Raw genomic sequence first — 25,657 nt, 5'->3', positions numbered from 1 at the left:
CACGACCGCGCCGCAAAACAAGCGGCGCGCCCGCCCACCCTCATGCCGAGCTTTGCTCGGCCGGCTTCTCGCCATAGATGAACAGCGGCTGAGCGCGGACTTCGGCGACCTCGCGGTTCACGACAACTTCCTCGACATCGGTGAGGCCAGGCAACTCGAACATGGTGTTGAGCAGGATCTGCTCCATGATCGAGCGCAGGCCGCGCGCGCCGGTCTTGCGCTGGATGGCGCGCGTCGCCACCGACTTCAGCGCGTCCTCCGTGAAGGTGAGCTTCGCGCCCTCCATCTCGAACAGACGCTGATACTGCTTCAGCAGCGCGTTCTTCGGCCGCGTCAGGATCTCGATGAGCGCCTTCTCGTCGAGGTCCTCGAGCGTCGCCACGACGGGCAGACGGCCGATGAACTCGGGGATCAGGCCGAACTTCAGCAGATCCTCGGGCTCCACCTCGCGAAGCACGGCGCCCATGCGCCGGTCCTCGGGGCTGCTCACCTCGGCGCCGAAGCCGATTCCCGAGCCCTTGCCGCGCGAACCGATGATCTTCTCCAGCCCCGCGAAGGCGCCGCCGCAGATGAAGAGGATGTTCGTCGTATCGACCTGCAGGAACTCCTGCTGCGGATGCTTGCGCCCGCCCTGCGGCGGCACGGAGGCGACGGTGCCTTCCATGATCTTCAGCAGCGCTTGCTGGACGCCCTCGCCCGACACGTCGCGCGTGATCGAGGGATTGTCCGACTTGCGGCTGATCTTATCGACTTCGTCGATATAGACGATGCCGCGCTGGGCGCGCTCCACGTTGTAATCCGCGGCCTGCAGCAGCTTGAGGATGATGTTCTCGACATCCTCGCCGACATAGCCGGCCTCGGTGAGCGTGGTCGCGTCGGCCATGGTGAAGGGCACGTCGAGGATGCGCGCGAGCGTCTGGGCGAGCAGCGTCTTGCCCGAGCCGGTCGGCCCCAGGAGCATGATGTTGCTCTTGGCGATCTCGATGTCGTTGTTCTTCGTGCCTGCCGCCAACCGCTTGTAATGGTTGTGGACCGCGACCGAGAGGACCTTCTTCGCATGCTCCTGGCCGATGACATAGTCATCCAGGACCTTGCAGATCTCCTTGGGCGTCGGCACGCCGTCGCGGGTCTTCACGAGGTGCGTCTTGTGCTCCTCGCGGATGATGTCCATGCACAGCTCGACGCATTCGTCGCAGATGAACACCGTCGGACCCGCGATGAGCTTGCGCACCTCGTGCTGCGACTTCCCACAGAAGGAGCAGTATAGGGTGTTCTTGCTATCGCCAGACTTGCTCATGCCAACTCCTCGCGCCCAGGAAGGTGGAGCTGGTCGCCCATTCCTACCAGTGCGTTGCAAAACCATAGACCCCATAAGGGCCTTGGGGGAAGCATGGCCTCCTCACAGGTCGACCATGCCTCGGTAAACACTAAAGACTCGTCAATCCACCCACCTGGGCCGCCCTTGGGTCGTCAGACCTTCGGGGCGTCGGGGGAAGCCGGGCGCTTGTCCACCACCTGGTCGATCAGCCCCCAGTCGCGGGCCTCCTCGGCGGACATGTAGCTGTCGCGCTCCAGTTTGGCTTCGATGGCGGCCACATCCTGGCCCGTGTGATGCACGTAGATCTGGTTAAGCCGCTTGCGCAGTTCCAGGATCTCTTTCGCCTGAATTTCGATGTCCGTGGCCTGGCCCTGGGCGCCACCGGAGGGCTGGTGGACCATGACGCGGGCATTCGGCAGCGCGAAACGCTTGCCCTTGGCGCCGGCCGTCAGCAGCAGCGAGCCCATGGAGGCCGCCATGCCGACGCAGACCGTGCTCACCGGGCTGCGGATGTACTGCATCGTATCGTAGATCGCGAGACCGGCGCTGACGACGCCGCCAGGGCTGTTGATGTAGAACGAGATGTCCTTGTTCGGGTTCTCGCTCTCAAGGAACAGCAGCTGGGCGCAGATGAGCGAAGAAACCTGGTCGTAGACCTGACCGGTCAGGAAGATGATCCGCTCCTTCAGGAGGCGCGAATAAATGTCATAGGAACGCTCGCCCCGGCTGGATTGCTCCACCACCATGGGCACGAGGTTGTTGTTGTAGATTTCGATCGGATCGCGGTCCCGCACGTCTTGGTATCCCATCATCTGAGGTCCGCCCCAGGATGGGCACGGCCTGGTTAAGGCCCGGCGAATCCGCCCTGGGCCCTGTCAGACAGCAGCATGTGGGCAGAGAAGCGCCCAGGGAAAGGGGGGCCTCCATCGGGAGGCCCCTTCTCCATCAGACCTGCTGGGCGGCCTCGGCCAGCTTCTCGGCGGAAACCGTCTCGTCCTCGACCTTCGCCAGCTCCAGCATGAAGTCGATGACCTTCTCCTCGAAGATCGGGCTGCGGAGGTTCTCGATGGCCTGCGGGTTCTTCTGGAAGAAGTCGTAGACCTGCTTCTCCTGGCCCGGGTAGCGCTGCACCTCGGCGCGCATCGCCTGGCCCAGCTCCTCGCGGGAGACCTGGATGTTGTTGGTCTTGCCGATCTCAGAGAGCAGCAGGCCCAGGCGGATGCGGCGCTCGGCGATGGCGCGGTACTCGGCCTTCAGCGTGGCCTCGTCCTTGCCGGCGTCCTCGCCGTCGAGCTTGCCGGCCTTCTGGTCGGCCTCGACGCGCTGCCAGATCTGGGCGAACTCATTGTCCACCATGCCCTCGGGCACGGTGAAGCTGGCGCGCTCGGCCAGGGCGTCGAGCAGCTTGCGCTTGATCGCCATGCGGGCGAGCCCGTCATATTCGCGCTGTAGCGAATCGGTGATCGCCTCGCGCAACTTGTCCATGCTCTCGAGGCCGAGCTTCTTGGCGAAGTCGTCGTCCAGCGTGGGCTTGGCGTAGATCTTCAGCGCCTTGGCGGTGACCGTGAACTCGGCGTCCTTGCCGGCCAGCTCGGCCGAGCCGTATTCGGCCGGGAAGGTCACCTTCACGAGGCGCTCCTCGCCCGGCGCCATGCCCTCGAGCTGCTCGGTGAAGCCGGGGATGAAGCCGGGGCCGGCGACCTCGATGGGCATGTCGGAGGCCGTGCCGCCCTCGAACTCGACGCCGTCGATGCGGCCCACGAAGTCGCAGACCAGCACTTCGCCCTTGGCCGCGGCGCGGGCCTCGGTCTCTTCCAGGCTGGCCTGGCGGCGGGTGATGTTCTCGAGCGCCTTGGTGATGTCTTCCTCACCGGGGGCGGACTTGAGGCGCGTGAGGCTGATGCCGGCGAAGTCGGGCATCGGAATCTCGGGCAGGATCTCAAGATCCATGCGGAATTCGAGATCGGCGCCCTCGGCGAAGTTCACCAGCTCGATCTTGGGCTGAAGCGCCGGGCGGAGATTGTTGTCGGCCACGACCTTGTCGGACGCCTGCTGGACGGAGGCCTCGAGGACCTCGCCCATCACGGACTGACCGTAACGCGCCTGGACGACCTTCTGGGGCACCTTGCCGGGGCGGAAGCCGGGCAGCTTGATGTCCTTGGCGATCTCCGCGAGGCGCTTGTCCTTCTGGAGCGCGATGCTCGAGGCGGGGACCACGATGGTATAGGCCCGCTTCAGACCCTCGTTCGCGACTTCAGTGACCTGCATTGCCCTTGAATCCATTTCCAAATTCGCCAGATTTGTAGGAGTGGTGCGGACGGAGGGACTTGAACCCCCACGGCTTGCGCCACTGGAACCTAAATCCAGCGTGTCTGCCAATTCCACCACGCCCGCGTGCTTGCTGCTGGTAGGAAGCGGGGCGTGTAGCCGAAAGGGACGCCCGCGCCAATACTGCCCTGATGCGCGAATCCCATGACCCCGGCGGGAAGGTCCGTCTCAAGCTCGCTTCCGACGTCGTTTCGGCCGCCGCTTTCTCCCCTGACCGCCGCTGGCGCTGGTGGCTCGAACGCCGCTGGGACAGCGAGCCCCTGGGCACGCCGGGCTTCGGCGTGGTGATCGGGATGAACCCCTCGACGGCCGACGTCGACGTGGACGACCCCACCGTGGCGGGCTGCATGTGGCGGGCGCGGTATCGCTGGGGGCTGCCCGGCCTCGTGATGCTGAACGCCTTCAGCTATCGGGCCACCGACAAGAAGCGGCTGCTGGAGGTGGAGGACGCCGTCGGCGAGGAGACCGACGCGACCATCCTGCACTACGCCCGCTCGGCGGCGCTGGTCGTCGTGGCCTGGGGGCAGCCGCCCAAGCCCCTGCTGGGGCGCGGGGCGGTCATCGCCCGGATGCTGGCCGGGGCCGGCGTCCAGGCCCTGTGCTTCGGGGTGAACAACGACGGCAGCCCCAAGCACCCGCTCTACCAGCGGCGCGACGCGGAGCTGCTGCCCTACCCCCTCCCGGCCCTCGGTTAGCCGATCAGCAGCTGCGCGCAGGCGTCCAGGATCGCCGCCTCGTCCAGCCCGTATTCGGCATAGAGCGCGGGGATATCCCCGGCCTGACCGAAGCGGTCCACGCCCAGGGCCGAGATCCGCTGGCCGCGCACCCCGCCCATCCAGTCCAGCGCGGCCGGGTGGCCGTCCAGCACCGTCACGATCCCCGCCCCCGGCGCCAGCGGCGCCAGCAGCTTCTCGATCTGCGAAGGTTCGCCCCCCGGCCCGGAGCGCGCGCGCCGGCGCGCCTCCAGCCAGCCCTGGTGCAGGCGGTCCGGCGAGGTGATCGCCAGCAGCCCCGCGCCGGGCTCCTCGGCCCGCAGCGCCTCGAAGGCGGCCATGGCCTCGGGGGCGACCGGCCCCTGATAGGCGATGGCGATTCGCCCGCCCTCGGCCGGCGGCACCACCCAATAGCCGCCCGCGATCACCTGCGCCGGGTCCAGCACCCGCTCCGGCTGCTCCAGCCCGCGCGTCGACAGGCGCAGCCAGACGCTGGAGCCGTTCGGCTCCTGCATATGGGCGAAGGCATGGCGCATCAGGATCGCGAGCTCGTCGGCGAAGGCCGGCTCGAAGGCCGACAGGCGGTCCTGCGCCATGCCGATCAGCGGCGTGTTCACCGACTGGTGCTGTCCTCCCTCGGGCGCGAGGGTGAGCCCGGACGGCGTGGAGACCAGCAGGAAGCGCGCATCCATGTAGCAACCGTAGATGAGCGCATCGAGGCCGCGGTTCACGAAGGGATCATAGACCGTGCCGATCGGCAGCAGCCGCGCGCCGTAGAGCTTGTCCGCCAGGCCGAGGCCCGCGAGCATCAGGAACAGGTTCTGCTCGGCGATTCCCAGCTCCACATGCTGGCCCTGCGGCGACATGCCCCAGCGCTGGGCGGAGGCGAGCTTGGCGTCGCGGAAGACGTCGTTCTTGAGGTGGCGATCGAAGATGCCGCGCCGGTTCACCCAGGGGCCGAGATTGGTGCTGACCGTCACGTCCGGGCTGGTGGTGACGATGCGCTGAGCCATGGGGGCGTATTCGCCATCGCCGCGACCGATGCCCGAGAGGATCTCGCCAAAGGCCATCTGCGTCGCGAGCTTGCGGCCCGCCGGAACCTTCGGCACCGCGAAGACGGCGGGAATCGGAATCTTCGGCGCGACGAGGCTGCGCCCCTCGGGCGTCAGCTTCTTCGCGAAGGGCACTGAATCGACAAAGGCGCGCAATTCCGCTTCCGGCAGGCCGAGGCCCTCGAACAGGTCCCATTCATGGCCGGGCCGAATCGACATGAGCTCCCGGAAGGTCTCCATCTGCTCCTTGGTCATGAGCCCGGAGTGGTTGTCCTTATGGCCGGCGAAGGGCAGCCCCATCCCCTTGATGGTATAGGCGATGAAGCAGGTCGGCTGGTCGCCCTCGGCGTCCTGCGCCCGGAAGGCCTCCATTAGCGTCTCGACGTCGTGGCCGCCGAGGTTGTTCATCAGATCCGCCAGCTCGGCGTCCGAGAGCGGGTCGATGATGGCGCGCACCCCGTCCTCGCGCCCGAGCTCGGCCAGCAGGGCCGCACGCCAGGCGGCGCCGCCCTGGAAGGTCAGGGCCGAATAGAGGCTGTTGGGGCAGTCATCGATGAAGCGGCGCAGCGCCTCGCCGCCCGGCCGCGCGAAGGCGGCCTGCAGCTTGCGGCCGTATTTGATGGTGACGACGTTCCAGCCCATGTCGCGGAACAGGCCCTCGATCCGGCCGAAAAGGCGGTCCTGCACGACGCTGTCGAGGCTCTGGCGGTTGTAGTCGATCACCCACCAGACATTGCGGATGTCGTGCTTCCAGCCCTCCAGCAGGGCCTCGTAGATATTGCCCTCGTCGAGCTCGGCGTCGCCCACGATGGCGACGTGACGGCCGGCGGGGATGCCCTCGGGCGTCAGGTTCTTCAGGCGGACATAGTCCTGCACGAGGCTGCCGAAGCTCGCCAGCGCCACGCCGAGGCCCACCGAGCCGGTGGAGAAATCCACCTCCGAGCCGTCCTTGATGCGCGAGGGATAGGGCTGGATGCCGCCGAACTGGCGCAGCGTGTCCATCCGCTCGGCCGTCTGGCGCCCCAGCAGCAGGTTCATCGCATGGAAGACGGGCCCCGCATGCGGCTTCACCGCCACGCGATCCGCCGGCTTGAGGATGTCGAAATACAGCGCCGTCATGATGGAGATGACCGAGGCGCAGGAGGCCTGGTGCCCGCCCACCTTCAGCCCATCGCGATTGGGGCGGATGTGGTTGGCGTTGTGGATCATCCAGGCCGAGAGCCAGAGCAGCTTGCGTTCGACCGCATTCAGAAGCGCGAGGCGACGGGCCTCCTCGGGGGCGCGGATCAGGGGCGTCTGCTGGTTCATTGGGGTCGTTCCTCGGGAGTTGCGGGCAGTCTATCCCGTTGGAGCGGTCTGGCGAGAGCGCGGCGGATTGCACGCCCACCGGCGCAACGCTACGCCTTTCGTACCGCTTCTGAATCGGGGATTTCCTTGCCGCTCGTCGCCCTCACCAGCCCCATCGCGCCCGCCGCCGTCGCCCTGCTTCAGGAGGCCGGGCTGCAGGTGGAACTGCCGCCGAGCCGTGGCCCCGAGGGCCTCTATGCCGTCTGCGCCGAGGCCGATGCGCTGATCGTCCGCCTTCCCCTCCCGCTCGACCTGCTGGACCGCAGCCCCAGGCTGCGCCTCGTGGCCCGCGCCGGCGTCGGCTACGACTTCATCCCGGTGGACCGCGCGACCGCCCTCGGCCTGCCGGTCACCAACGTGCCCGGCGGCAATGCCGTGTCCGTGGCCGAGCATGTCATCGCCCAGATGATGGTGATCAGCCGGCGGCTGGAATCGGCCGACCAGACCTTACGCACCCAGGGCTGGAAGGCCGCCACCGCGGCCTGGGACAAGGCCGTGGAGCTTTCGGGCCGCACGATCGGCATCGTGGGTCTGGGCGCCATCGGCAAGCACCTCGCGCAGGTCGCGGGGCTCGGCTTCGGGATGCGGGTGCTGGGGGTGCGCCGCAGCGGCGGCGCCCTGCCCGACCATGTCGAGCCCGCCGATCTCGATCGCATCTTCGCCGAGTCCGACTTCCTCGTCCTGGCCTGCCCGCTGACGGAAGAGACGCGCGGGCTGGCCTCGGAGGAGCGGATGGGGCGGATGAAGCCGCAGGCCTGGCTCATCAACGTCTCGCGCGGCGGCGTCATCGACGAGGAGGCGCTGATCCGCGTGCTGCACGAGGGTCGTATCGGCGGCGCCGCGCTCGACGTGATGAACCAGGAGCCGACACGGCCGGACAACCCGCTCTTCGGCGCGCCGAACCTGCTGCTCACGCCGCATTGGGCGGGGATGACGCCGGCCTCGGTGGAACGGACGAACATCGCCGCCGCCGAGGAGGTGCTGCGGGTGATGCGGGGGGAACGGCCGGTGAATGTGGTGAACCCCCAGGTCTGGGAGCACCCACGGCACGCCTGAGGCGACGGGGGGCGCTGCCCCCCCGGTCAGGCCTTGGTCAGCTTCTTCACGCCCGCCGCCATCGCGCGCTTGCCCTCGCCCGCATAGGCCTCGTGATTGTCCTCGATGAAGGACAGGTCATAGAGGTAGTTCACCATCATCCCCCCGCTCTCGCGCATCCCCTTCACCGAGGTGTCGGCGCGCCAGTTGATGCGCTCGATCCGCGCGCCGTTGGAGAGGTGGAAATGCGCCACCGGATCGGCCGCGCGCTTCTTGTTGCGCCCGCCCTCCAGCGCGAGGAACCGCGCGCAGAGCCGCACCATCACGGGCTCCATCACCTTGCGCAGCTCGGGCGTCCAGTCCTTGCGCGCGACCAGCAGCTGCAGCGCGGCCAGGGGCGAGGTTTCCGCCGGCGCGCCCGCGGCGGCGCGGATGGCGGTGACCTCGTCATTCGTCAGCAGGGCCGCGTCGCCGGCCTCCTCGCGCGCGGTCAGCCAGCGGCAGAAGCCGGGGATGGGCGAGAGGGTCGCGAAGTTCTTCAGGCCGCGGAATTCCAGCCCCAGCACCTCGACCACGCGCTTGATGAGGAAGTTGCCGAAGGCGATACCGTCCAGGCCGCGCTGGCAATTGTTGATGGAGTAGAAGACGGCGGTGTCCGCGCCCGCAGGGTCCATCGGCTCGGCGCGCGGGTCGAGCAGCGCCTGCACGGAATCCGCGAGCCCCTTCACCAGCGCGATCTCGACGAAGATCAGCGGCTCGGCGGGCATGCGCGGGTGGAAGAAGGCGTAGCAGCGGCGGTCGGAATCCAGGCGGTTCTTGAGGTCGTCCCAGGATTCGATGCGGTGTACGGCCTCGTAGCGGATGAGCTTCTCCAGCAGCGCGGCCGGGCTGTTCCAGTCGATCCGCCGGAGTTCCAGGAAGCCCACGTCGAACCAGGACATCAGCAGCGTCTTGAGGTCGGCCTCCAGCGCCTGCAGCAGCGGATCCGTCTCGGCGACGCGCAGAAGGTCCTCGCGCAGATCCACCAGCAGCTTCATCCCGTCGGGGATGGCGGTGAACTGGGTGAGCAGGCGGATGCGCGGGCTCTCCAGCGCGCGGCGCAGCTTCACCTTGGCGGCGGCCTTGCCGGCGCTTTCGGTGGCGCCCGTCCATTCGGCGATGGCGCGCTCGACCAGATTCTGATCGGCATCGAACCCCGCCAGCGTGCGAAGGAAATGCACCCGCTCGGCCTCGCTGAAGCCGCGATAGGCCGCGGCCAGCTTGGCCGCGCGAGCGCGGGCGGACACCTCGCCGCCCGGGCCGGTCAGGCAGGCCTGCATCTGGGCGGCGACGTCATCGGGCTCGCCCCGGCTGACGACCCGCTCGGCCATGTCGCGCCACAGGCCCGTGACGCGGCGCAGCGCGCGATCCACCAGGGTTTCGGGCGCGACAGCCAGCGTATCAGCCATGGGTGGTCTCCGGGTTCGGTGCAGATTAGACTGGAAATATTCAGAAACAAAGCGCGACCCCTAGATGAGGTCGCGAAAGGCACCCGCAAGGTCCTCGGCGAGCAGGCCGGGGCCGATTTTCGCCGCCGCCGCGCCCTGGATCCAGGCGGCGGCGCAGGCGGCCTCGAAGGCGGGCATGCCCTGGGCGAGCAGCGCGGCGGCAAGGCCCGCCAGAACGTCGCCGGTGCCGCCCGTGGCCAGCCAGGGCGGGGCGTTGTGGTTGATGGCCGCGCGACCGTCCGGCGCGGCGATCACCGTGTCGGAGCCCTTGAGCAGGACCACGCCGCCGATGCGCGCCGCCGCCGTGCGGGTGGCGGAAAGACGGTCCTCCCCGATGGGTCCGAAGAGCCGGGCGAATTCGGCGGCATGGGGCGTGAGGATCGCCGCGCCGCGCAGCCCGTCCGGATCGTCGGCGAAGGCCGTCAGCGCCCCGGCATCGGCGACAAGCCTTCGCCCGGCGGCGAGGATGCGCCAGACCATGGCCCGGGTGGCCGCATCCGGCGGCAAGCCGGGGCCGATCAGCATGGTGTCGCGGCGAGGGTCGGCGAGGATCGCCTCCACCAGCGCTTCGGCGCCCTCCGCCTCCAGGACCAGCGCGCCCGGCTCGGCCAGGCGATGCAGCAAGGCGCTGGACGCATCGGCGCAGGCCAGCGTCACCAGCCCCGCCCCCGCCCGCCGCGCCGCCCGCGCCGCCAGCAGCGCCGCGCCCGCCATCTCGCGCCCCGAGACCACCGTGACATGGCCGCGATTGTGCTTGTGCGAGGCCGCCCCAGGGCGCGGAAGCGTCCACAGGGCAGGTCCGTTGGCGAAGGTTCGTGGCCGGATGGTCTCCAGCACCGCGGCCGGCAGGCCGATATCGGCGACCACGAGCTCGCCGCAGAGATCGCGCCCGGGGAGCAGCAGATGCCCCGGCTTGGCGCGAAAGAAGGTGACGGTCAGCGCCGCCGGGGCGGCGAAGCCGCGCACCGCCCCGGTCGCGCCGTCCAGCCCCGAGGGCACATCCACCGCGACGACGGGGGCCGCGACCCGCCGCAGCGCATCGGCGGCCGGGCCGTCGAAATCCCGCGCGAGTCCGGCGCCGAACAGCGCGTCCACCACCAGCCCCGCCCGGCCGATCGCCTCCAGCCCGCGCATCGGCCCGCGCCATCGCATGGCGGCCCCCGCCGCGTCGCTGCCTACGCGCGGCGGCGCGAGGGCCGAGACGGCCACATCCCAACCGGCCCGCTCCAGCAGCCGCGCGACGACATAGCCATCGCCGCCGTTATTGCCGGGTCCGGCCAGGATCAGCACCCGGCAGGGGCGGAACCGCTTGCGGAGGGCCATCGCCACGGCGCGGCCGGCCGCCTCCATCAGCGCGGGCCCGTTTCCCGCCCAACGATCCGCCCGCGCCATCTCCGCCGGCGTCAGCAGTTCGGAAAACATTGCGGAGGGAGGCGTCGTCATCGTCATATGTTCGCAAGATCAGGGAGGACCAGATGACGTCCTATAAAGGACCGCGGCAAGCCGAGCGCTCGCTGCCCGAGTTGTATCGTGACGATCCGGAGCGCGCGGACGCCCTGGCCTGGGGCCGGCGCGGCGCGCTCAGGGGCACCGCCCTGGCGACGATGGGCGCGGCGCTGGGTGCAGCCATCCCCTTCGCCGGCCGCATGCCCGCGGGCACCCTGCCCGAGCTGCTGGCCCGCCCCGCCGCGGCCCAGACGGCCGCGCCGCAGGTCTTCCGCATGGAAGGCAAGAACGACCTCATCCTGCTGGGCGACCGCCCGCTCGTGGCCGAGACGCCCGAAAGCCAGCTCGACGAGCCGATCACCTCCGCGCGGAACTTCTTCATCCGCAACAATGGCCAGATGCCCGAGCCGGTGAGCGACCCGGATTCCTGGACCCTCACCATCGACGGCGAGGTGAACACGCCGCTCTCGATCAAGCTGGGCGAGCTGCGGACCCGTTTCCCCAACGTCACCCTGCAGCTGCAGATGGAGTGCGGCGGCAACGGCCGTGGCGCCTATGTGCCGCAGACGCGCGGCAACCAATGGGGCAACGGCGCCATCTCCAATGCCGAATGGACCGGCGTGCGCCTGCGCGACGTGCTGAACGCGGCCGGCCTCAAGCCCAGCGCCATCTACACCGGCCATTTCGGCGCGGACCCGCATCTCTCGGGCGCCACGGACCGCCAGGCGATCAACCGCGGCATGCGCCTCGCCAAGGCGATGGACGAGGACACCATCCTCGCCTTCCGCATGAACGGCGCGCCGATCCCGCAGATCCACGGCGCGCCCCTGCGGCTGATCACGCCGGGCTGGCCGGGCAGCTTCAGCCAGAAATGGCTCACCCGCATCTGGATCCGCGACAAGATCCATGACGGCGCGGGCATGGGCGGCACCAGCTACCGCGTGCCGGTGAAGCCCATCGTGCCCGGCAGCGACAACAACGGCGCCGATTTCGCCGAGCTCGAGAGCATGCCGGTGCGGGCCATCCTTTCCTCCCACGCGCATGGTTCGCGGCTGCCGGCGGGCACGCGCGGCCTCGACCTGCGCGGCGCGGCCTGGGCGGGCGACCTCACGGCGCGCGCCGTCCATGCCAGCGTCGATTTCGGCGCGACCTGGACGGAGATGCAGGTCGCGGCCCCGGCCAACCGCCACGCCTGGCAGCGCTGGCAGGGCCGCGTCGCCCTGCCCTCGGACGGCTATTTCGAGGTCTGGTACCGCGCGACCGACAGCCAGGGCCGGATGCAGCCCCATGCCGCGGCCAATTGGAACCCGCAGGGCTATTCGGCCAACGCCATCTCCCGCGCCGCGATCCTGGTCGGTTGATGCGGATTTTGTTGCTGGCCCTCGCCTTGACCTGCGGCGCGGCCCTCGCCCAGACCACGCCGGAGCCGGAGGAACCCTCCGTGCTCCCCGCCGGCGAGGCGCAGGAGGTCACCTTCTATGCCTGCACGGCCTGTCACAGCACCGCGATCATCCGCCGCAGCGCCCTCACCCGCGCGCAATGGGACGGGCTCATGGACTGGATGGTCGACAAGCAGGGCATGAACCCCCTGGAGCCGGCCGAGCGCGGCCAGATCGTGGACTACCTCGCCCAGCATTTCGGCCCCCGCGCCCCACCGCGCGGCCGCAACCCCTTCCTGAACTGAGTTCCCATGGCCATCACCATCGCCTGCCTGCACACGGCCGAGAGCAACGCCCCGCTCTTCGACACGGTCGCCGCCGCCCTGCCCGGCGGCGCGCTGCGCCTGACCCACAAGATCCGCGCCGACCTGCTGCGCGAGCCCACGCCCGAGGTCCTGGCCGAGGCCGCGATGCTGCTGCGCGACCTCGCCTGGCATGCCGATGCCGTGCTGCTCACCTGCTCGACCATCGGCGCGGCCGCCGAACAGGCGCAGGACTCGCCCCGGCCGGTCCTGCGCGCCGACGGCGCCCTGGCCGAGGCCGCGACGCGGGCCGGCGGGGTGGTGCATGTCCTCTACGCCGCGCCCACCACCCGCGAGCCCACGCGGCGGCTCTTCGAGGCGGCGGCCCGCGCCCATGAGGCGAAGCTGGTCATGCACATGGTCCACGGCGCCTGGGGCCTGTTCCAGGCCGGCGAGACCCGCGCCTATCTCGGCCGGATCGCCGCGGCGGCCGAGGGGCTGGAGGGGCGCGTGGTCCTGGCCCAGGCCTCGATGGCCCCGGCCGCCGGGCTCATGCCGGGCCATCCGCCGCTGACCGTGCCGGGCATCGGCGTGATGGCGGCGGCAAGAGCAGCCGTGCAGGCCCGAAAAGCGGGCTAAGCTCGGTTCTTCCGAATCGCAGGAGACCCTGCCTTGGCCATCGTCATCGCCGTCGCGCAACAAAAGGGGGGGGCGGGGAAATCCACCCTGGCCGCCAATATCGCCGTGGCCCTGGGGGCGGACGGCAAGAAGGTCGTGCTGCTGGACACCGACCCCCAGCAGAGCCTGGTGCGCTGGTATGGGCTGCGCGCCGAGGGCGCCACTCCCATCGCCTTCGAGTCCCCCTCCGGCTGGCGGCTCTCGGGCGCGATCGACCGGCATCGCAAATCAGCCGATTACGTGGTGCTCGACACGCCGCCCCATGCCGACACCGATGCCCGCATCGCCGTGCGCGCGGCCGATCTCGTGCTGATCCCGCTGCAACCCTCTTTGCCCGACCTCTGGGCCGCCGAGGCCACGATCAAGCTCGCCGAGGACGAGAAGAAGCCCTATCGCATCGTGCTGAACCGCATGCCGCCCACCGGGCGGCTGCGCGACGTGGTGACGGCCGAGCTTGCCCGCCGCAAGGCGCCCGTGATGAAGCAGACGCTGGGCAACCGATCGGCCTTCGCGACGGCCTTCGCCTTGGGCCTGGGCGTCACCGAAAGCAGCCCGCGCAGCCTGGCCGCCGAAGAGGTGAAGGCCCTGGCCTCTTCCCTCCGCAAGCTGAAGGCCCAATAAACGGCGAATGCCCGATCTGGACTCCCCGAAGCTCATCATCAGCGACGACGATTATCCCGAGCTGGAAGCGGTCGCCGCCATCCAGCGCGGCCTGCACAGCTACAACCAGGAGCGCGGCGGCCCCTATGACCGCGAGCCGGTGACGGTGCTGGCCCGCGACGAGGACGAGGTGGTCAAGGGCGGGCTATTGGGCCTGACCTATTGGAACTGGCTCTTCATCGACTGGCTCTGGCTCTCGCCCGGCGTGCGCGGCAAGGGCCTCGGCGGCGATCTGCTGGCCCGCGCGGAGGCCGTTGCCCGGACACGCGGCTGCACCGACGCCTATACCGACACCTTCAGCTTCCATGCGCCGAACTTCTGGCAGCGCCATGGCTGGATCGAGGCCGGACGGCTGGATGGCATGCCGCCCGGTCATTCGCGGATCTGGTACCGCAAGAAGCTTTAGGCCGGGAACCGCCCCAGGCCTCTTCCGATCAGAGGGCCTGGAACATGACCAGCGCATCCACATAGCCAAGGCTCGGATGCCGAAAGGCGAGCGGCAGGCGTCCCGCGATGTGGAACCCCATGGACTGCCAGAGCCGCACGGCCCGCTCGTTGGTGCTGACGACGAAGTTGAACTGCATGGCGCGATAGCCGCGTGACCGGGCGTGCTCGAGCGAGTGTCCGCACATCGCCCGCGCCACGCCTCGGCCCAGGGCCGAGCCATCGGTCATATATCCGCAATTGCAGACATGCCCGCCGCCCCCCGCCTGGTTGGGGCGCATGTAGTAGGTGCCGACGATGACGCCTTCGTCCTCGGCGACGAAGGTTTCTTTGTCGGCGGCGAGCCAATAGGCCAGCGCCTCGGCCTCGCCCATGGCCGGGTCGAGCGTATAGGTCTCCCCGGCCCGGATCGTCGGCCCGATGATGGACAGGATCGCGCTGCGATCCTCGTGGCGGGCGGGGCGGATCAGCATGCCGTTCTCCTGGGATCGCGGGGGGTTCGGGACCAATCCACCATCAGGCCGGCATTTCCACGGCCTTGCGGGCCATCGCCAGGGCGCCCTCGCGCGACTTCGCCGCGCCCACGAAGCGGCGCAGATGCACGAAGACGGCGTCAGGCACGCCCGCCGTCTCCGCCAGCACGCCGGCTTCCAGCCCGGCCCAGGCTTCCGGCAGCGGATGGCGCTGCGCGAAGGAGCCGGGCTCCGGCGGCATCGTGTCCAGCATCCAGTTGCCGTTCGAGGCTGGCGAGACGGTGAAGAGCACCGGAAGCTCGTGGGTGAAGATCACGTTCTTCCAGGGCATGCCGCGCTCCAGCACCAGGATGCGCGGATCCTCGCCGGCCGCATGGGCCGCCAGCACGCTCGCCTCCGCGGCCAGCCGCGCCCGCAGCCCGTCCACGCGCCGGCGCAGCATGCCGGTGGCGAGCTCGGCCGCCTCCAGGAAGGCGGCATCGCCGGCCGAGGCGCCGTTCGCCGAGGGATTGTCCCAGGTCGGGTTGAACTCGCCGATCAGCCCGGCGAAGCCGAGGGTGTCGCGCCGGACCGGGCCATCGGCCGTCACGCCGTTGTCGATCTCGTCGATGGTGCGCACGATCGTCTCGTCGAGATCGGCCGCGATGGCGGCGGCGAAGCCCTCCGAACCGCTCTCCTTCAGCAGGGCGGCGACCGCGCGCTCGCCATAGACGCGCCAGACCAGGCCCGCCGAGGAGAAGGGCGTCTCGTCCGCGCGTAGCGGCGCGCCGCGCTGGTGGTGGTCGAAGCGGTGCGCCGCCTCGTCGAAGGCGAAGCCCACGTCCCAGACGATATCCGCCGTGTCGAGCAGTTCCTGCTTGCGGGTGCGCCGCAGGACATGGTCCTGGCCCGGCGCCCGCAGGCCCAGCGCCAGGCGCAGGACGGCATAGGCGAAGACCTCGTCGCAATGGAACTTGCCGCCATGGGTCGCGAGGATGGGAAGCGTCTGGTCGCTGGTCATGAGGGGGATCCGATGCGGGGGAAACTCGGCCGCTTGCCTAAGGGGGCGCGCGCCCGGCGTCGATGTGCCGGGCCGCCGGGCGGCTGTCCATTCTCGGCATGGGTGGCGGGCGTCCCGCCCGTGTCAGGGCGTCCGGACGGGCAGCACCGTGAGGCGGGCCACGTCCCGCACGCCGCGCGCGCCCCGGCGCTCGCCCGGGACGACCAGACGCGGGAAGGACCGGATGGAGGCGTCATCCGCCGAGAGGCCCAGCAGGACCGGGCGATTCCCCAGCTCGGGCGCGATCTCCCCGAGCGAAAGCACCGTAGTGTAGCCGTCGCTGGCCGTCACCAGCAGCGCGAGCCGCGCCGCGAGCGCGTATTCCGGCGCGGCGCCGCCCGCCGCGAGGACCTGCCAGAGCAGCGGGCCCGTATAGGTGACGCGGGCGCCATTGCGCTCGACGCTGGAGGTCGCCGTGGGAAGGGCGGCCAGCGCCGCGGCGTCCAGGACGCGGGAGCGTCCCTCGATCTCCACGACGATCGTCTGCGCCCAGGCGGCCGGTGCCGCCAGCAGTGCGAGGACAGCGATCACGAGGAGCCGGCGCATCGGACTACTTCGCGACCATCACATCCGAGGCCTTGATCACGGCGATGGCCGTGTCGCCCACCTTCAATTCGAGGTCGTCGATGGCCTCGTTGGTGATGGAGGAGGTGACGATCACGCCCTGGCCGATGTCGAGGCGCACATGGCCGGTGGTCTGGCCTTTCTGCACGCTGACGACGGTGCCCTTGATCTGGTTCCTGGCGCTGAGTTTCATGATGGCTCCCTATCGGAATCGTTATGATCGACCAATCATAACGCCTCCCTCAGGATTTTCGCCAGCTCAGAAGCGGTAGAGCGCCGCCGGGTTGGTCACCAGGATCTTCTCGCGCGTCGCGGCATCGGGCACCCAGTCGAAGAGCCAGTCGAGCAGCATGCCGCCATCGGTCATCTCGGCCTGGGTCTGGAACTGCGTGTGCGGCCAGTCGGTGCCCCAGACGCAACGCTCGGGCGCCACCTCCACGAAGCGGCGCGCGATGGGCGCGAGGTTGTCGTAGGGCGGTTTGCTGGAACGGTAGCCGCTGATCTTCACCCACACATTGCCCGTCTCGAGCAGACGCAGCGCTGCCTCCAGCTCCGCGCCTTCCGGACCGTCGGCCGCGTCCACGCCCGCCATGTGGTCGAGCACCAGCGGAACCGGAAGCCGTGCCAGCTGCGGCGCCAGGTCCTTCATCACGGCGCCCTTCATGTAGAGCTGGATGTGCCAGCCCAGGCTCGCCACGCGGCGCGCCAGGCTCTCGATCTGCTCGACGGGCGTGCCGTTTCCGCTCACGACGTTGAGGCGCAGGCCGACCGCGCCCTCATCGGCAAGGCGCTTCAGCTCGTCGGGCATCACGCCCTCGTCCACCACGACGACGGCGCGCGCATTGTCGCGGCCGAAGCGCGCCACGGCATCCAACGTGACGCGGTTGTCGGTGCCATAGACGCTCGCCTGCACGACGACGCGGCGGTCGAGCCCGAGGGTGTTGGCCATATCGAGATAATGCTCGATCGACGCCGGCGGCGGCGTGTAGGGCCGCGACGCGCTCATGGGGAAGCGGTCATAGGGGCCAAAGATGTGGAAGTGGCTGTCGCAGCTTCCGGGGGGCGCCTTCTGGCGAGGGGCGCAGGTCTTCTCGTTTGCGGGGACGCAATCGAATATCAGGGTCGGTTCCATGGGCCTGAGATTGCGGCGATCGCGTCTCCGACGCAATCTTGCGTCCGCAAAAGCTTGGCCGGTTCGGCCCGGCATAACTCTGGGGAATAAGTCGCATGAGCAAAGTCGCGGTGGTGACGGGGGCGAGCACGGGCATCGGGCGCGCCTCGGCGCTCGGCCTGTTGAAGGCGGGATATCGCGTGGCCCTGGTCGCGCGGCGCCAGGAGGCGCTGGACGAGACGGCGCAGATGGCCGGCGCCAATTCCGGCAATGCCATGGCCGTCGCGACCGACGTCGCCTCGCCCGAGGGCGTGGCCAAGCTCTTCGCGGACGTGAAGTCGAAGTGGGGCCGCTGCGACCTGCTGTTCAACAATGCCGGCATGGGCGTGCAGGGCTACCTGCTCGAGGACCTGCCGGTGGAGAAGTGGCTGCAGGTGGTGAACGTGAACCTCACCGGTTCCTTCCTCTGCGCGCAGCAGGCCTTCCGCATGATGAAGGAGCAGTCGCCGCAGGGCGGGCGCATCATCAACAACGGCTCCATCAGCGCGCACACGCCGCGGCCGGACAGCGTGGCCTATACGGCGACGAAGCACGCCATCACGGGGCTCACGAAGTCGCTGATCCTGGACGGGCGCAAGTACAACATCGTCGCTGGCCAGATCGACATCGGCAATGCGGCGACGAACATGACGCAGCGCATGACCAAGGGCGTGAAGCAGCCGAGCGGCGAGCTGGTCGTCGAGGCCACGATGGACGTGCAGAACGTGGCCAACGCCATCGTCTTCATGGACAGCGTGACGCCCGAGGCGAACGTGCCCTTCCTGACGATCAAGGCCTCGCTGATGCCCTGGGAAGGCCGCGGCTGAACCGCTTCGACGGCGCAGGAAACCTGGTTTCCTGCGCCGCGATGCCTAGCGGCCGGTGAAGGTCGCCTGCCGCTTTTCCAGCATGGCGCTCACCGCTTCCTTGTGATCCTCGGTCTCCTGCGCGATCGCCTGGAAGGCCGCCGACAATTCCAGCGTCGAGGCCAGCGACATGTGCTGGCCCTCGCGCAGCAGGCGCTTGGTCATGCGCAGCACCTGCGGCGGATTCTTCGCCACGCGCGCGGCCAGCTCCCTCGCGGCCGACATGAGCTCCGCATGCGGCACCACGCGCGAGACGAGCCGCGCGGCCAGGCCCTGCTCGGCATTCAGCGGATCGCCCGTGAAGGACATCTCGGCGGCCATGGCGAGGCCGACCGCGCGCGGCAGCAGCCAGGCGCCGCCATCGCCGGGGACGATGCCCACGCGCACGAAGCTCTCCGCGAAGATGGCCTTCTCGCTGGCGATGCGCATGTCGCACATGCAGGCGAGATCGAGGCCTGCGCCGATCGCGGGGCCATTGATGGCGGCGATGGTCGGCAGGTCGAGCTCCCACAGCGCGAGCGGGATGCGCTGGATGCCGCGGCGGTAGTTCTCGCGCATCTCGGCCGCATTGGTGGCGGCCATGATGCCGGTGCGGTCGCGCATGCCCTTGAGGTCGCCGCCCGCGCAGAAGGCGGGGTCGGCGCCAGTCACGATGACGCAGCGCAGGCTGTCGTCGCGCGCGATGCGGCGGCAGGCGTCCTCCACCTCGTCGCAATCGGCGAAGCTGGAGATGGCATTGCGGCGCTCGGGCGCGTTGAGCGTGATCGTGACGACGGGGCCGTCCTGCTCGATCTTGAGGAAGTCAGCCATTCATCAGTTTCCTTGCGGGTCGCGTGCGGTGAGGTCGGGCCAGAGGTTCGCGCCGCCGCGCGAAAGCGCCGCGCGGCCGATCTCGGCGGCCCAGAATCGTTCGGTGCCGCCCTCCTCCCGCCAGGACCAGAGGCGGCGGGTGAAGTGGTGCAGCTCGTGTTCTTCGGTAATGCCGATGGCGGCGAAGACCTGGTGCGCGGTGGCCGCCCCCATGGTCGCCGCCTCGCCGGCAATGATCTTGGCGCAGCCGATCTCGAAGGCCGCGCCGGCGAGGCCATGCGCATCGGCGGCGCGCGCGGCCTGGCTGACCGCGACGCTCACCGCCGCGACCTCGCCCGCCATGGCGGCGAGCTGCTGCTGCACCGCCTGGAACTTGCCGATGGCCCGGCCGAACTGCTTGCGCGTATTGGCCCATTCCACGGTCAGGGCCAGCACGCGCTCCAGCGCGCCCGCGATGACCGCGGCGCGGATCAGCGCGCGGCCGAGCAGGCCCGCGCGTGGGCCGAACTGGTTGGGCAGCAGGGCGCGGGCGATGCGCGGGCCGGGCGTCACGGCATCGCGCGGCTCATGGCCGATATTGCCGGCCGACCGCGCCTCGCCCGCCTCATGCAGCGCAACGGTGGCGCCCTCCAGCCGGACGATATGCGCGACATGCCGCCCGTAGGGCACGGCCGCGGTGCCGCAGGCGAGGCCGAGCGGTCCCGGCGGAACCTCGATGCCCGCGCTCGCCAGCAGGGCCGCGGCGAACATGGTCTCCGCGATGGGGCCGGGCGCGCCATGGCGGCCCAGCACCTGCCAGATCGCCACCGCGTCGCCCCAGCTGAGACCGACGCCGCCGGCCTCCTCGGGAACCAGTGCGAGGGCGAGGCCCTGCGCCTCCAGCCCGTCCCAGAGCTCCGCGGGCCATTCGCCCGCCTCGATCTGGCGAAGCAGCGCGACGCCCCCGGCATCGCCGATGAGGCGATCCACCTGCTCGGTGAGGATCGAACGCAGATCGGTCATCAGCGCAGCCCCAGGTCGCGCGCGATGATGCCGCGCAGAATTTCACGCGTGCCGCCGCGCAGGCTGAAGGTGGGCGCGAGCTGAGCCAGGGCGCCCAGGATCTCGCGCAGCTCGGACGTGGACTCGCCGGGGTCGAGCAGGTTGCGAAGATGCTCGGGCAGCGCCTGTTCGAAGACGTTGCCGACATCCTTCACCAGTGCCGCCTCCACCTGCGGCGATTCGCCCCGCTCCAGCATGCCGCCGACCGAGAGCGACATCCCGCGCAGCGTGGCGAGCCGCGCGACCATGCGTCCGATCGTGACCTCGGCGCCCGGTTGCGGGGCGGCGTTCAGCGCATCGATGCCGGCATTCAGCGCGGGGAAGGAGGAGAGGTAGCGGTCCGGCCCGCTGCGCTCGAAGGCGAGCTCCGAGGTCGCCTGGGCCCAGCCCGCGCCCTCCTGGCCGATGAGGTCGTCGGCGCGCAGCTTCACATCGTCGAACGTGACCTCGTTGAAGCTCTCCTCGCCGGCGAGATCGCGGATGGGGCGGATGGAGAGGCCGGAAAGGCGCAGGTCCACCAGGAACTGCGACAGCCCCGCATGGCGCGAGCCGCCCTCCGGCACGGGCGAGGTGCGGACGAGCGCGACCATGTAGTCGCTCTTATGCGCGAAGGTCGTCCAGATCTTGCGGCCGTTGAGCGTCCAGCCCGTCGCGGTGCGCTCGGCGCGGGTGCGCAGCGCGGCGAGGTCGCTGCCCGCATCGGGCTCGGACAGGCCGATGCAGAAGGCCAGCTCGCCCCGCGCGATGCCGGGAAGGATCCGGTTGCGCTGCTCCTCGGTGCCCAGGCGCAGGATGAGCGGCCCCTGCTGGCGGTCGCCGATCCAATGCGCGCCGACCGGGGCGCCGGCCGCGAGCATCTCCTCCAGCACGACGATACGCTCAAGGCTGCTGCGTTCGCGCCCGCCATATGGCTTCGGCCAGGTCATGCCGATCCAGCCGCGCTCGCCGACGGCGCGCGAGAAATCGCGATCGAAGCCCATCCAGGAACGCGCGCGCGTCGTCGGCGACCAGTCACGGCCGGCCTCAGCGAGGAAGGCGCGCAATTCCCCTCGGAGCTTCTCGGAATCCGGCGGGATTTCCGGCAGGTCAAATCGCATTCGGCTTCCTCCTGGCGCGCAGGCTAGACGGGGCGCGTGACGAGGGCGACCCCCCGCCCCCGGCCGCCTCTCCCTCTCAGATCGCCATCAGCTCCAGCCCCGCCTGGACGCCCAGCACCGTCGCGTCCCAGACCGGCTTGCCCAGGATTGTGGAACCGATGACGGGCAGCGGATAATTGGTGCACCAGCCCAGCAGCACGTCGCAATGCGGCGCGACGCGCGCCGCCTGGGCGCGGATCTCGGCATGCGGCACGGCCGCATAGGAGAGGTTGTCGCCGAGGCCGAGATGATCCTCGGCGCTGACCCGCCAGCCCCGCGCGGAAAAGGCCTCGATCAACCGGCGTTGATAGGCATCATTATAAGGCGTGCAGAGGCCGAGCCGAACGCGCTTCCGCGCCATCGCCGCCTCCAGCGCGAGGGCCGAGGTGGTGGAGGCGATGCCCGTCGCCGCCGTGATCCGCGCGCACAAATCGCGGTCGTGCTCCAGGCCGATCACCCCGCCCTTGCTGCCATTCCAGAGGATCACGTCGGGCTTCGCGTGGCTCAGCATCTCGGCCGCGCGAAGCATGTTCTCCAGGTCGTAGCCATCGGGGAAAGGATCGCTGCCGCCATGCACGGGAATGCGCGAGAAGATGGGCAGCACGTCCAGCCGGTCGCGCAGCAAGGCCTGCGTCACCGCCTCCACCACCGTATTGCCCGAGGGCGTGATGGTGGCGAGGATCCGGCCTCCGCAGAGCCTCATGCGCGCTCGAGCGAGAGCAGCGCCGAGCGCGGGGGCACGCCCGGCTCGAATTCCGGCCAGCGCGTGGAGGGCCGCTCGAAGCTCGCGCCCCGCTCCGCGCCGGGCCGGCGCGCGAGGGTGAAGATGACCCGCCCGTCCGGCGAGACGGCCGCCCCGCCGATCCCCGCCGCGCGCGCCGCACCGTAGATCGGTCGCACGCCGCGATCGTCCATGAGCCAGAGCGTCTGCGCCGTGGGGCCGACCACGCCATCGGTATCGGCGCCCAGCAGCAGCCCGCCGCGCGCATCGATGCCGACGGTACGTATCGCGCCCAGGCGGGACGCATCATGCCGGCGCAGGGTCATCGTCGGCGCGGCGGGGTCGCCGCCATCCGGCAGGAAGGAGATCACGCCCAGCCCGCCGCAGAGCGCGAGGCGATTGCCGCTCGCATCCCAGGCGAGGCCGGAGGGCGTGTCGAAGGGCGTGCCGCCGGCCGCGCGGGCGGCCTCGGGCGGATGGGCGGCATCGGCCAGCGCCACCCAGGAGAGCTGTCCGCCCTGGATCTGCGCCACGCTGAGCTGGCCCGATTCCAGCGCGCCCCCGGCGGCCGCGGGGCCGGAGGAGACGAAGCGGAAGAGATATCCGCCCGAACCGCGCTCAGCGACGAAGACCACCGCCTGGCCCGAGCGCGCCGTGGCCGCGGCGGCGTCCGACTTGGGGAAACGGCCGAGCGCCGTGTGCTTCACCGGGATGGATTGCGGATCGAGCGGGTCGAGCTCGACGAGCCAGCCATAGCCCTCGGCATCGCTCAGCCCGATGCGCTGGATCCAGGGCGTCGCGTCGCCCTCGGTCAGCAGCAGGCTGTTCCACGGCGTGGCGCAGCCGCCGGTCACGGCGACGACGCCGCGCAGCGCGCCCCCTGTCGCCGCGGCCAGCGGCCCCACGGCGCGGCAGAGGGTGGAGGCCGTCAGCCGGCGCGACTGGAAGCCGCCGTCGATCACGATCCAGCGCCCGGCCTGGAGCTCGACATTGAGCAGGGACGCGCCCTGCATGCTGGCCGCGACCTCCGGCCGGTCCAGCCCGCCGGGGAAGGCCATGGCGGGATCGACCGTGGGATGGGCGATGGCCAGGACGCCGCGCGGCACGCGGTCGGCGGCCATGGGCGGGATGACGAGGCCGGCGATGCGCCCGTCCCAACCGAATTGCGCCGCGGCGCCCTCGGCATCGACCGTGCGCGGATCCCAGGGCGGAGCGTCGAAGGTCACGCGGTCGCCCCAGCGCATCAGCACGCCGCGCCGGAAGCCGGGGGCGACGCTGTCGTCCTGGAGGAGGGGAAAGGCGGATTGCGCGGCGGCCACCGCCGGCAGCAGCGCCGGCGCGGCGAGAAGAGCGCGGCGGAAGATCATGCCGGCAGCTCCGCCTCGATACGCGGGGGCACATGGGCGCGCACCGGCGGCAGCGGGCCTTCCCAGGCCTCGATGCGGACGAGGCAGGATTGCGCGGACATGCCCTGGGTGAGCGTTGAGGTGGCGATATCGGCCGTCAGCACGTTCGGATTTCCGTGAACGCAGAGGCTGCCGGGCACGCCGGGCTCGAGCGGGTCGAACCAGGCGCCGGTCGCGAGCAGGACCACGCCGCGCGCCAGGCGGTCGTCGAGGCGGATGCCGGCGAGGCAGGCGCCGCGCGTGTTGTGGACGCGGACGATCTGCCCGGCCTGCAGCCCGCGCGCGGCGGCGTCCTCCGGATGGATCACCAGGGGCTCGCGGCCCTGGATCTTGTCGCGCGCGGCGATGGGTCCGGGGTCGAGCTGGGAGTGCAGGCGCGTCGGCGGCTGGTAGCTCAGCAGATGCAGTTCGCCGGGCGCGGCGTTGCCCAGGTATTCGCGCGGCTCCATCCAGGTCGGCATGCCGGGGCAATCGGCATGGCCGAAGCCCGCGATGGTCTCGGAGAACAGTTCCACCTTGCCCGACGGCGTGTCGAGCGGACTGGCCTCGGGATCCTGCTGGAAGGCGGCGAACTGGGTGAAGGCGTCGGCCTTCCCGACGACCGGCATCTCGACATGGCCCTGCGCCCAGAAGGTGTCGAAATCCGGGGTCTCGAAGTCCAGGCGCGCGCAGGCCTGCCGCCAGCGCTCGTACATGTGGCGCAGCCAGGCGCCCTCGTCGCGCTGCTCGGTGAAGCGGTCGCGGAAGCCGCCGGCATCGGCGAGATCGGCCAGGATGTCGTGGTCGTTGCGGGCCAGGCCGATCGGCTTGATCGCCTGGTGCATGGCGCGGATGAAGCGGTCGCGCGAGGAGTGGGCGATGTCGTTGCGCTCGAGCGTGGTGGTCGCCGGCAGCACGATGTCGGCATGGCGGGCGAGCGCGGTCCACCAGGGCTCCTGCACCACGATGGTCTCGGGATGCGACCAGGCGCGCAGCAGGCGGTTGAGATCCTGGTGATGGTGGAAGGGATTGCCGCCGGCCCAGAAGATCATGCGCACGTCGGGCAGGTTCAGCGTGCGGCCGTTATAGGGCAGCGTGCCGCCGGGCCGCTCCAGCAGCTCGGTGATGCGCCCCACGGGGATGAAACTGCTGATCGGATTGCGCGAGGCGGGCAGCGAGATGCCCGGCATCTCCTTGCGCGGATTGCCCATGCCGCCGGAGGAGCCGTAGCCGAAGGCCACCCCCTGCCCCGGCTTGCCGATATTGCCGAGCACCGCGGCCAAAGCGATCAGCGCCCAATAGGGCTGCTCGCCGTAATCCGCGCGCTGGAGCGACCAGGACGCGGTGAGCATGACCGGCTGGGCGAGGCAGCGCTCCGCCAGCTCGCGGATGGTGGCGGCGGGAATGCCGGTGAGGCCCTCGGCCCATTCGGGCGTCTTGTCGGTCAGCGTCGGCGCCAGCCGGTCCCAGCCCACGCAATGGGTGGCCAGGAAAGCGCGGTCCTCGCGCCCCAGGCTCACGATGTGCTGGATCATCGCCAGGATCAGCGCCGTGTCCGTGGTCGGGCGGACGGGGATGAACTCGGCGGCCAGCGCCTCTTCGGTATCGGCGCGATAGGGGGAGATGTTCACGATCTTCACGCCCGCCGCGACCGCCGCGCGCATATTCGTCCCGTAGGTATTGGCCGCCCCGCCCGAGGTGACATAGCCGTTCTTGGCGGCGAGCCCGCCGAAGCAGAGCATCAGCTTCGCGTTGCCGGCGATGGCCGACCAATCGGTCATCCGGCCGAGGAAGACCTCGTTGGTGCCGAGCAGATGCGGCATCAGCGCCTGGGCCGTTGCGTAGGAATAGGCGTTCACCGAGAAGCTGTAGCCGCCGCCCAAGCCGAGATAGCGCTGGAGCTGGCTCTTGGCGTGGTGGAAGCGCCCCGCGCTCGACCAGCCATAGGAGCCGCCATAGATCGCGGCGTCGCCATGCTCGGCGCGGGTGCGGGCGGTCTCCTCGGCGACGAGGCGGATGGCGCGGTCCCAGCTGACGGGCACGAAGGCGTCGCCGCCGCGCAGATGGCCGCGGCGCCTCCCCTCCAGCCAGCCCTTGCGGATATAGGGCTGGTCGATCCGCGCCTCGCTATGGACCGTGGCGGGCATGGATTCGATGAGCGACGCCGGTACGGGATCCTGGGCGAAGGGCCGGACGCCGACGAGGCGGCCGTTTTCCGTGACGGCGTCGAAGAAGCCCCAATGGGCGGCGTGCGGCTTGATCTCGGTCATGGGACGAAGATTG

General features: G+C 70.1%; 25 protein-coding genes and 1 tRNA gene. 8 read left to right on the top strand and 18 right to left on the bottom strand.

What is annotated here, in order from left to right:
• Window positions 1-40 precede the first annotated feature (40 nt).
• From clpX to ACO057_RS18980, 4 genes are all read right to left on the bottom strand, one after another.
• Window positions 41-1,297, bottom strand: coding sequence for an ATP-dependent Clp protease ATP-binding subunit ClpX (gene clpX / locus ACO057_RS18995; RefSeq protein WP_421994370.1), 1,257 nt, complete (start codon window positions 1,295-1,297; stop codon window positions 41-43).
• Window positions 1,298-1,470: 173 nt separating this feature from the next.
• Window positions 1,471-2,112: an ATP-dependent Clp endopeptidase proteolytic subunit ClpP gene (clpP, locus tag ACO057_RS18990; protein WP_421994645.1), complete on the bottom strand. Its 642-nt coding sequence runs from the start codon at window positions 2,110-2,112 to the stop codon at window positions 1,471-1,473.
• A gap of 151 nt (window positions 2,113-2,263) precedes the next feature.
• Window positions 2,264-3,586: a trigger factor gene (tig, locus tag ACO057_RS18985; protein ID WP_421994368.1), complete on the bottom strand. Its 1,323-nt coding sequence runs from the start codon at window positions 3,584-3,586 to the stop codon at window positions 2,264-2,266.
• 41 nt (window positions 3,587-3,627) lie between these two features.
• Window positions 3,628-3,712, bottom strand: a tRNA-Leu gene (locus ACO057_RS18980).
• A 65-nt stretch (window positions 3,713-3,777) separates the two neighbouring features.
• Here ACO057_RS18980 and ACO057_RS18975 point away from each other — a divergent pair.
• Window positions 3,778-4,341: a DUF1643 domain-containing protein gene (locus ACO057_RS18975; protein WP_421994366.1), complete on the top strand. Its 564-nt coding sequence runs from the start codon at window positions 3,778-3,780 to the stop codon at window positions 4,339-4,341.
• Here ACO057_RS18975 and ACO057_RS18970 read toward each other — a convergent pair.
• A complete protein-coding gene (locus ACO057_RS18970; RefSeq protein WP_421994364.1) occupies window positions 4,338-6,719 on the bottom strand; it encodes a 1-deoxy-D-xylulose-5-phosphate synthase N-terminal domain-containing protein in 2,382 nt (793 codons plus the stop codon). The genes ACO057_RS18975 and ACO057_RS18970 overlap by 4 nt on opposite strands.
• Before the next feature lie 126 nt (window positions 6,720-6,845).
• Here ACO057_RS18970 and ACO057_RS18965 point away from each other — a divergent pair, with 126 nt between their 5' ends.
• On the top strand, window positions 6,846-7,814 hold the full coding sequence (locus tag ACO057_RS18965; protein ID WP_421994362.1) for a hydroxyacid dehydrogenase: 969 nt from the start codon (window positions 6,846-6,848) through the stop codon (window positions 7,812-7,814).
• Window positions 7,815-7,840: 26 nt separating this feature from the next.
• Here ACO057_RS18965 and ACO057_RS18960 read toward each other — a convergent pair whose 3' ends face one another.
• Together ACO057_RS18960 and ACO057_RS18955 are read right to left on the bottom strand one after the other, a co-directional pair.
• Window positions 7,841-9,241: a malonyl-CoA decarboxylase gene (locus ACO057_RS18960; RefSeq protein WP_421994360.1), complete on the bottom strand. Its 1,401-nt coding sequence runs from the start codon at window positions 9,239-9,241 to the stop codon at window positions 7,841-7,843.
• A gap of 60 nt (window positions 9,242-9,301) precedes the next feature.
• Entirely contained in the window at window positions 9,302-10,702 is a 1,401-nt protein-coding gene (locus ACO057_RS18955) for an NAD(P)H-hydrate dehydratase (RefSeq protein WP_421994358.1), read from the bottom strand.
• A 53-nt stretch (window positions 10,703-10,755) separates the two neighbouring features.
• On the opposite strand from ACO057_RS18955, the gene ACO057_RS18950 reads away from it, so the two are divergent.
• Genes ACO057_RS18950 through ACO057_RS18930 form a run of 5 tightly spaced genes read left to right on the top strand, consistent with a single transcriptional unit; the run spans window position 10,756 to window position 14,151 of the window.
• Window positions 10,756-12,087, top strand: a complete 1,332-nt coding sequence (locus tag ACO057_RS18950; protein ID WP_421994356.1) for a sulfite oxidase — start codon at window positions 10,756-10,758, stop codon at window positions 12,085-12,087.
• Window positions 12,087-12,410, top strand: coding sequence for a hypothetical protein (locus tag ACO057_RS18945; RefSeq protein ID WP_421994354.1), 324 nt, complete (start codon window positions 12,087-12,089; stop codon window positions 12,408-12,410). The genes ACO057_RS18950 and ACO057_RS18945 overlap by 1 nt, the downstream gene beginning before the upstream one ends.
• 6 nt (window positions 12,411-12,416) lie before the next feature.
• Window positions 12,417-13,046 carry a hypothetical protein gene (locus ACO057_RS18940; protein WP_421994352.1) on the top strand — a complete coding sequence of 210 codons (630 nt, stop codon included), beginning with the start codon at window positions 12,417-12,419 and terminating at the stop codon, window positions 13,044-13,046.
• A 33-nt stretch (window positions 13,047-13,079) separates the two neighbouring features.
• Window positions 13,080-13,706, top strand: coding sequence for a ParA family partition ATPase (gene parA, locus ACO057_RS18935; RefSeq protein ID WP_421994350.1), 627 nt, complete (start codon window positions 13,080-13,082; stop codon window positions 13,704-13,706).
• Between the two features lie 7 nt (window positions 13,707-13,713).
• Window positions 13,714-14,151 (top strand): GNAT family N-acetyltransferase, encoded by a 438-nt coding sequence (locus ACO057_RS18930; RefSeq protein ID WP_421994348.1) that lies wholly within the window; start codon window positions 13,714-13,716, stop codon window positions 14,149-14,151.
• A 28-nt stretch (window positions 14,152-14,179) separates the two neighbouring features.
• Here ACO057_RS18930 and ACO057_RS18925 read toward each other — a convergent pair whose 3' ends face one another.
• The 5 genes from ACO057_RS18925 to ACO057_RS18905 form a co-directional block, all read right to left on the bottom strand.
• Window positions 14,180-14,662, bottom strand: coding sequence for a GNAT family N-acetyltransferase (locus ACO057_RS18925; RefSeq protein WP_421994346.1), 483 nt, complete (start codon window positions 14,660-14,662; stop codon window positions 14,180-14,182).
• Between the two features lie 43 nt (window positions 14,663-14,705).
• Window positions 14,706-15,662: an MYG1 family protein gene (locus tag ACO057_RS18920; protein ID WP_421994344.1), complete on the bottom strand. Its 957-nt coding sequence runs from the start codon at window positions 15,660-15,662 to the stop codon at window positions 14,706-14,708.
• A 123-nt stretch (window positions 15,663-15,785) separates the two neighbouring features.
• On the bottom strand, window positions 15,786-16,247 hold the full coding sequence (locus ACO057_RS18915) for a hypothetical protein (RefSeq protein WP_421994342.1): 462 nt from the start codon (window positions 16,245-16,247) through the stop codon (window positions 15,786-15,788).
• 4 nt (window positions 16,248-16,251) lie between these two features.
• Window positions 16,252-16,458 (bottom strand): TOBE domain-containing protein, encoded by a 207-nt coding sequence (locus ACO057_RS18910; RefSeq protein WP_421994340.1) that lies wholly within the window; start codon window positions 16,456-16,458, stop codon window positions 16,252-16,254.
• A gap of 66 nt (window positions 16,459-16,524) precedes the next feature.
• The gene (locus ACO057_RS18905; RefSeq protein WP_421994338.1) at window positions 16,525-17,397 is read right to left on the bottom strand and encodes an amidohydrolase family protein; all 873 of its coding nucleotides are present in this window, start codon (window positions 17,395-17,397) and stop codon (window positions 16,525-16,527) included.
• Between the two features lie 95 nt (window positions 17,398-17,492).
• On the opposite strand from ACO057_RS18905, the gene ACO057_RS18900 reads away from it, so the two are divergent.
• On the top strand, window positions 17,493-18,242 hold the full coding sequence (locus ACO057_RS18900) for an SDR family oxidoreductase (protein WP_421994336.1): 750 nt from the start codon (window positions 17,493-17,495) through the stop codon (window positions 18,240-18,242).
• Between the two features lie 45 nt (window positions 18,243-18,287).
• On the opposite strand, the gene ACO057_RS18895 is transcribed toward ACO057_RS18900, so the two are convergent.
• From ACO057_RS18895 to ACO057_RS18870, 6 genes are all read right to left on the bottom strand, one after another.
• Window positions 18,288-19,091: a crotonase/enoyl-CoA hydratase family protein gene (locus tag ACO057_RS18895; RefSeq protein WP_421994334.1), complete on the bottom strand. Its 804-nt coding sequence runs from the start codon at window positions 19,089-19,091 to the stop codon at window positions 18,288-18,290.
• 3 nt (window positions 19,092-19,094) lie between these two features.
• The gene (locus ACO057_RS18890; protein ID WP_421994332.1) at window positions 19,095-20,093 is read right to left on the bottom strand and encodes an acyl-CoA dehydrogenase family protein; all 999 of its coding nucleotides are present in this window, start codon (window positions 20,091-20,093) and stop codon (window positions 19,095-19,097) included.
• Complete coding sequence (locus ACO057_RS18885) at window positions 20,093-21,229, bottom strand: acyl-CoA dehydrogenase family protein (protein ID WP_421994330.1); 1,137 nt, start codon at window positions 21,227-21,229, stop codon at window positions 20,093-20,095. Before ACO057_RS18885 ends, ACO057_RS18890 begins: the two co-directional genes overlap by 1 nt.
• Window positions 21,230-21,305: 76 nt before the next feature.
• A complete protein-coding gene (locus ACO057_RS18880) occupies window positions 21,306-21,971 on the bottom strand; it encodes a maleate cis-trans isomerase family protein (RefSeq protein ID WP_421994328.1) in 666 nt (221 codons plus the stop codon).
• Window positions 21,968-23,356 carry a PhoX family protein gene (locus ACO057_RS18875; RefSeq protein WP_421994326.1) on the bottom strand — a complete coding sequence of 463 codons (1,389 nt, stop codon included), beginning with the start codon at window positions 23,354-23,356 and terminating at the stop codon, window positions 21,968-21,970. The genes ACO057_RS18880 and ACO057_RS18875 overlap by 4 nt, the downstream gene beginning before the upstream one ends.
• A complete protein-coding gene (locus ACO057_RS18870) occupies window positions 23,353-25,644 on the bottom strand; it encodes a molybdopterin-dependent oxidoreductase (protein WP_421994324.1) in 2,292 nt (763 codons plus the stop codon). The genes ACO057_RS18875 and ACO057_RS18870 overlap by 4 nt, the downstream gene beginning before the upstream one ends.
• Window positions 25,645-25,657 lie beyond the last annotated feature (13 nt).

Source organism: Roseococcus sp. (assembly GCF_965227005.1).
Lineage (GTDB): Bacteria > Pseudomonadota > Alphaproteobacteria > Acetobacterales > Acetobacteraceae > Roseococcus.
The sequence above is the reverse complement of the archived record's forward strand: the minus strand, read 5'-3'. Positions and strand labels throughout refer to the sequence as shown.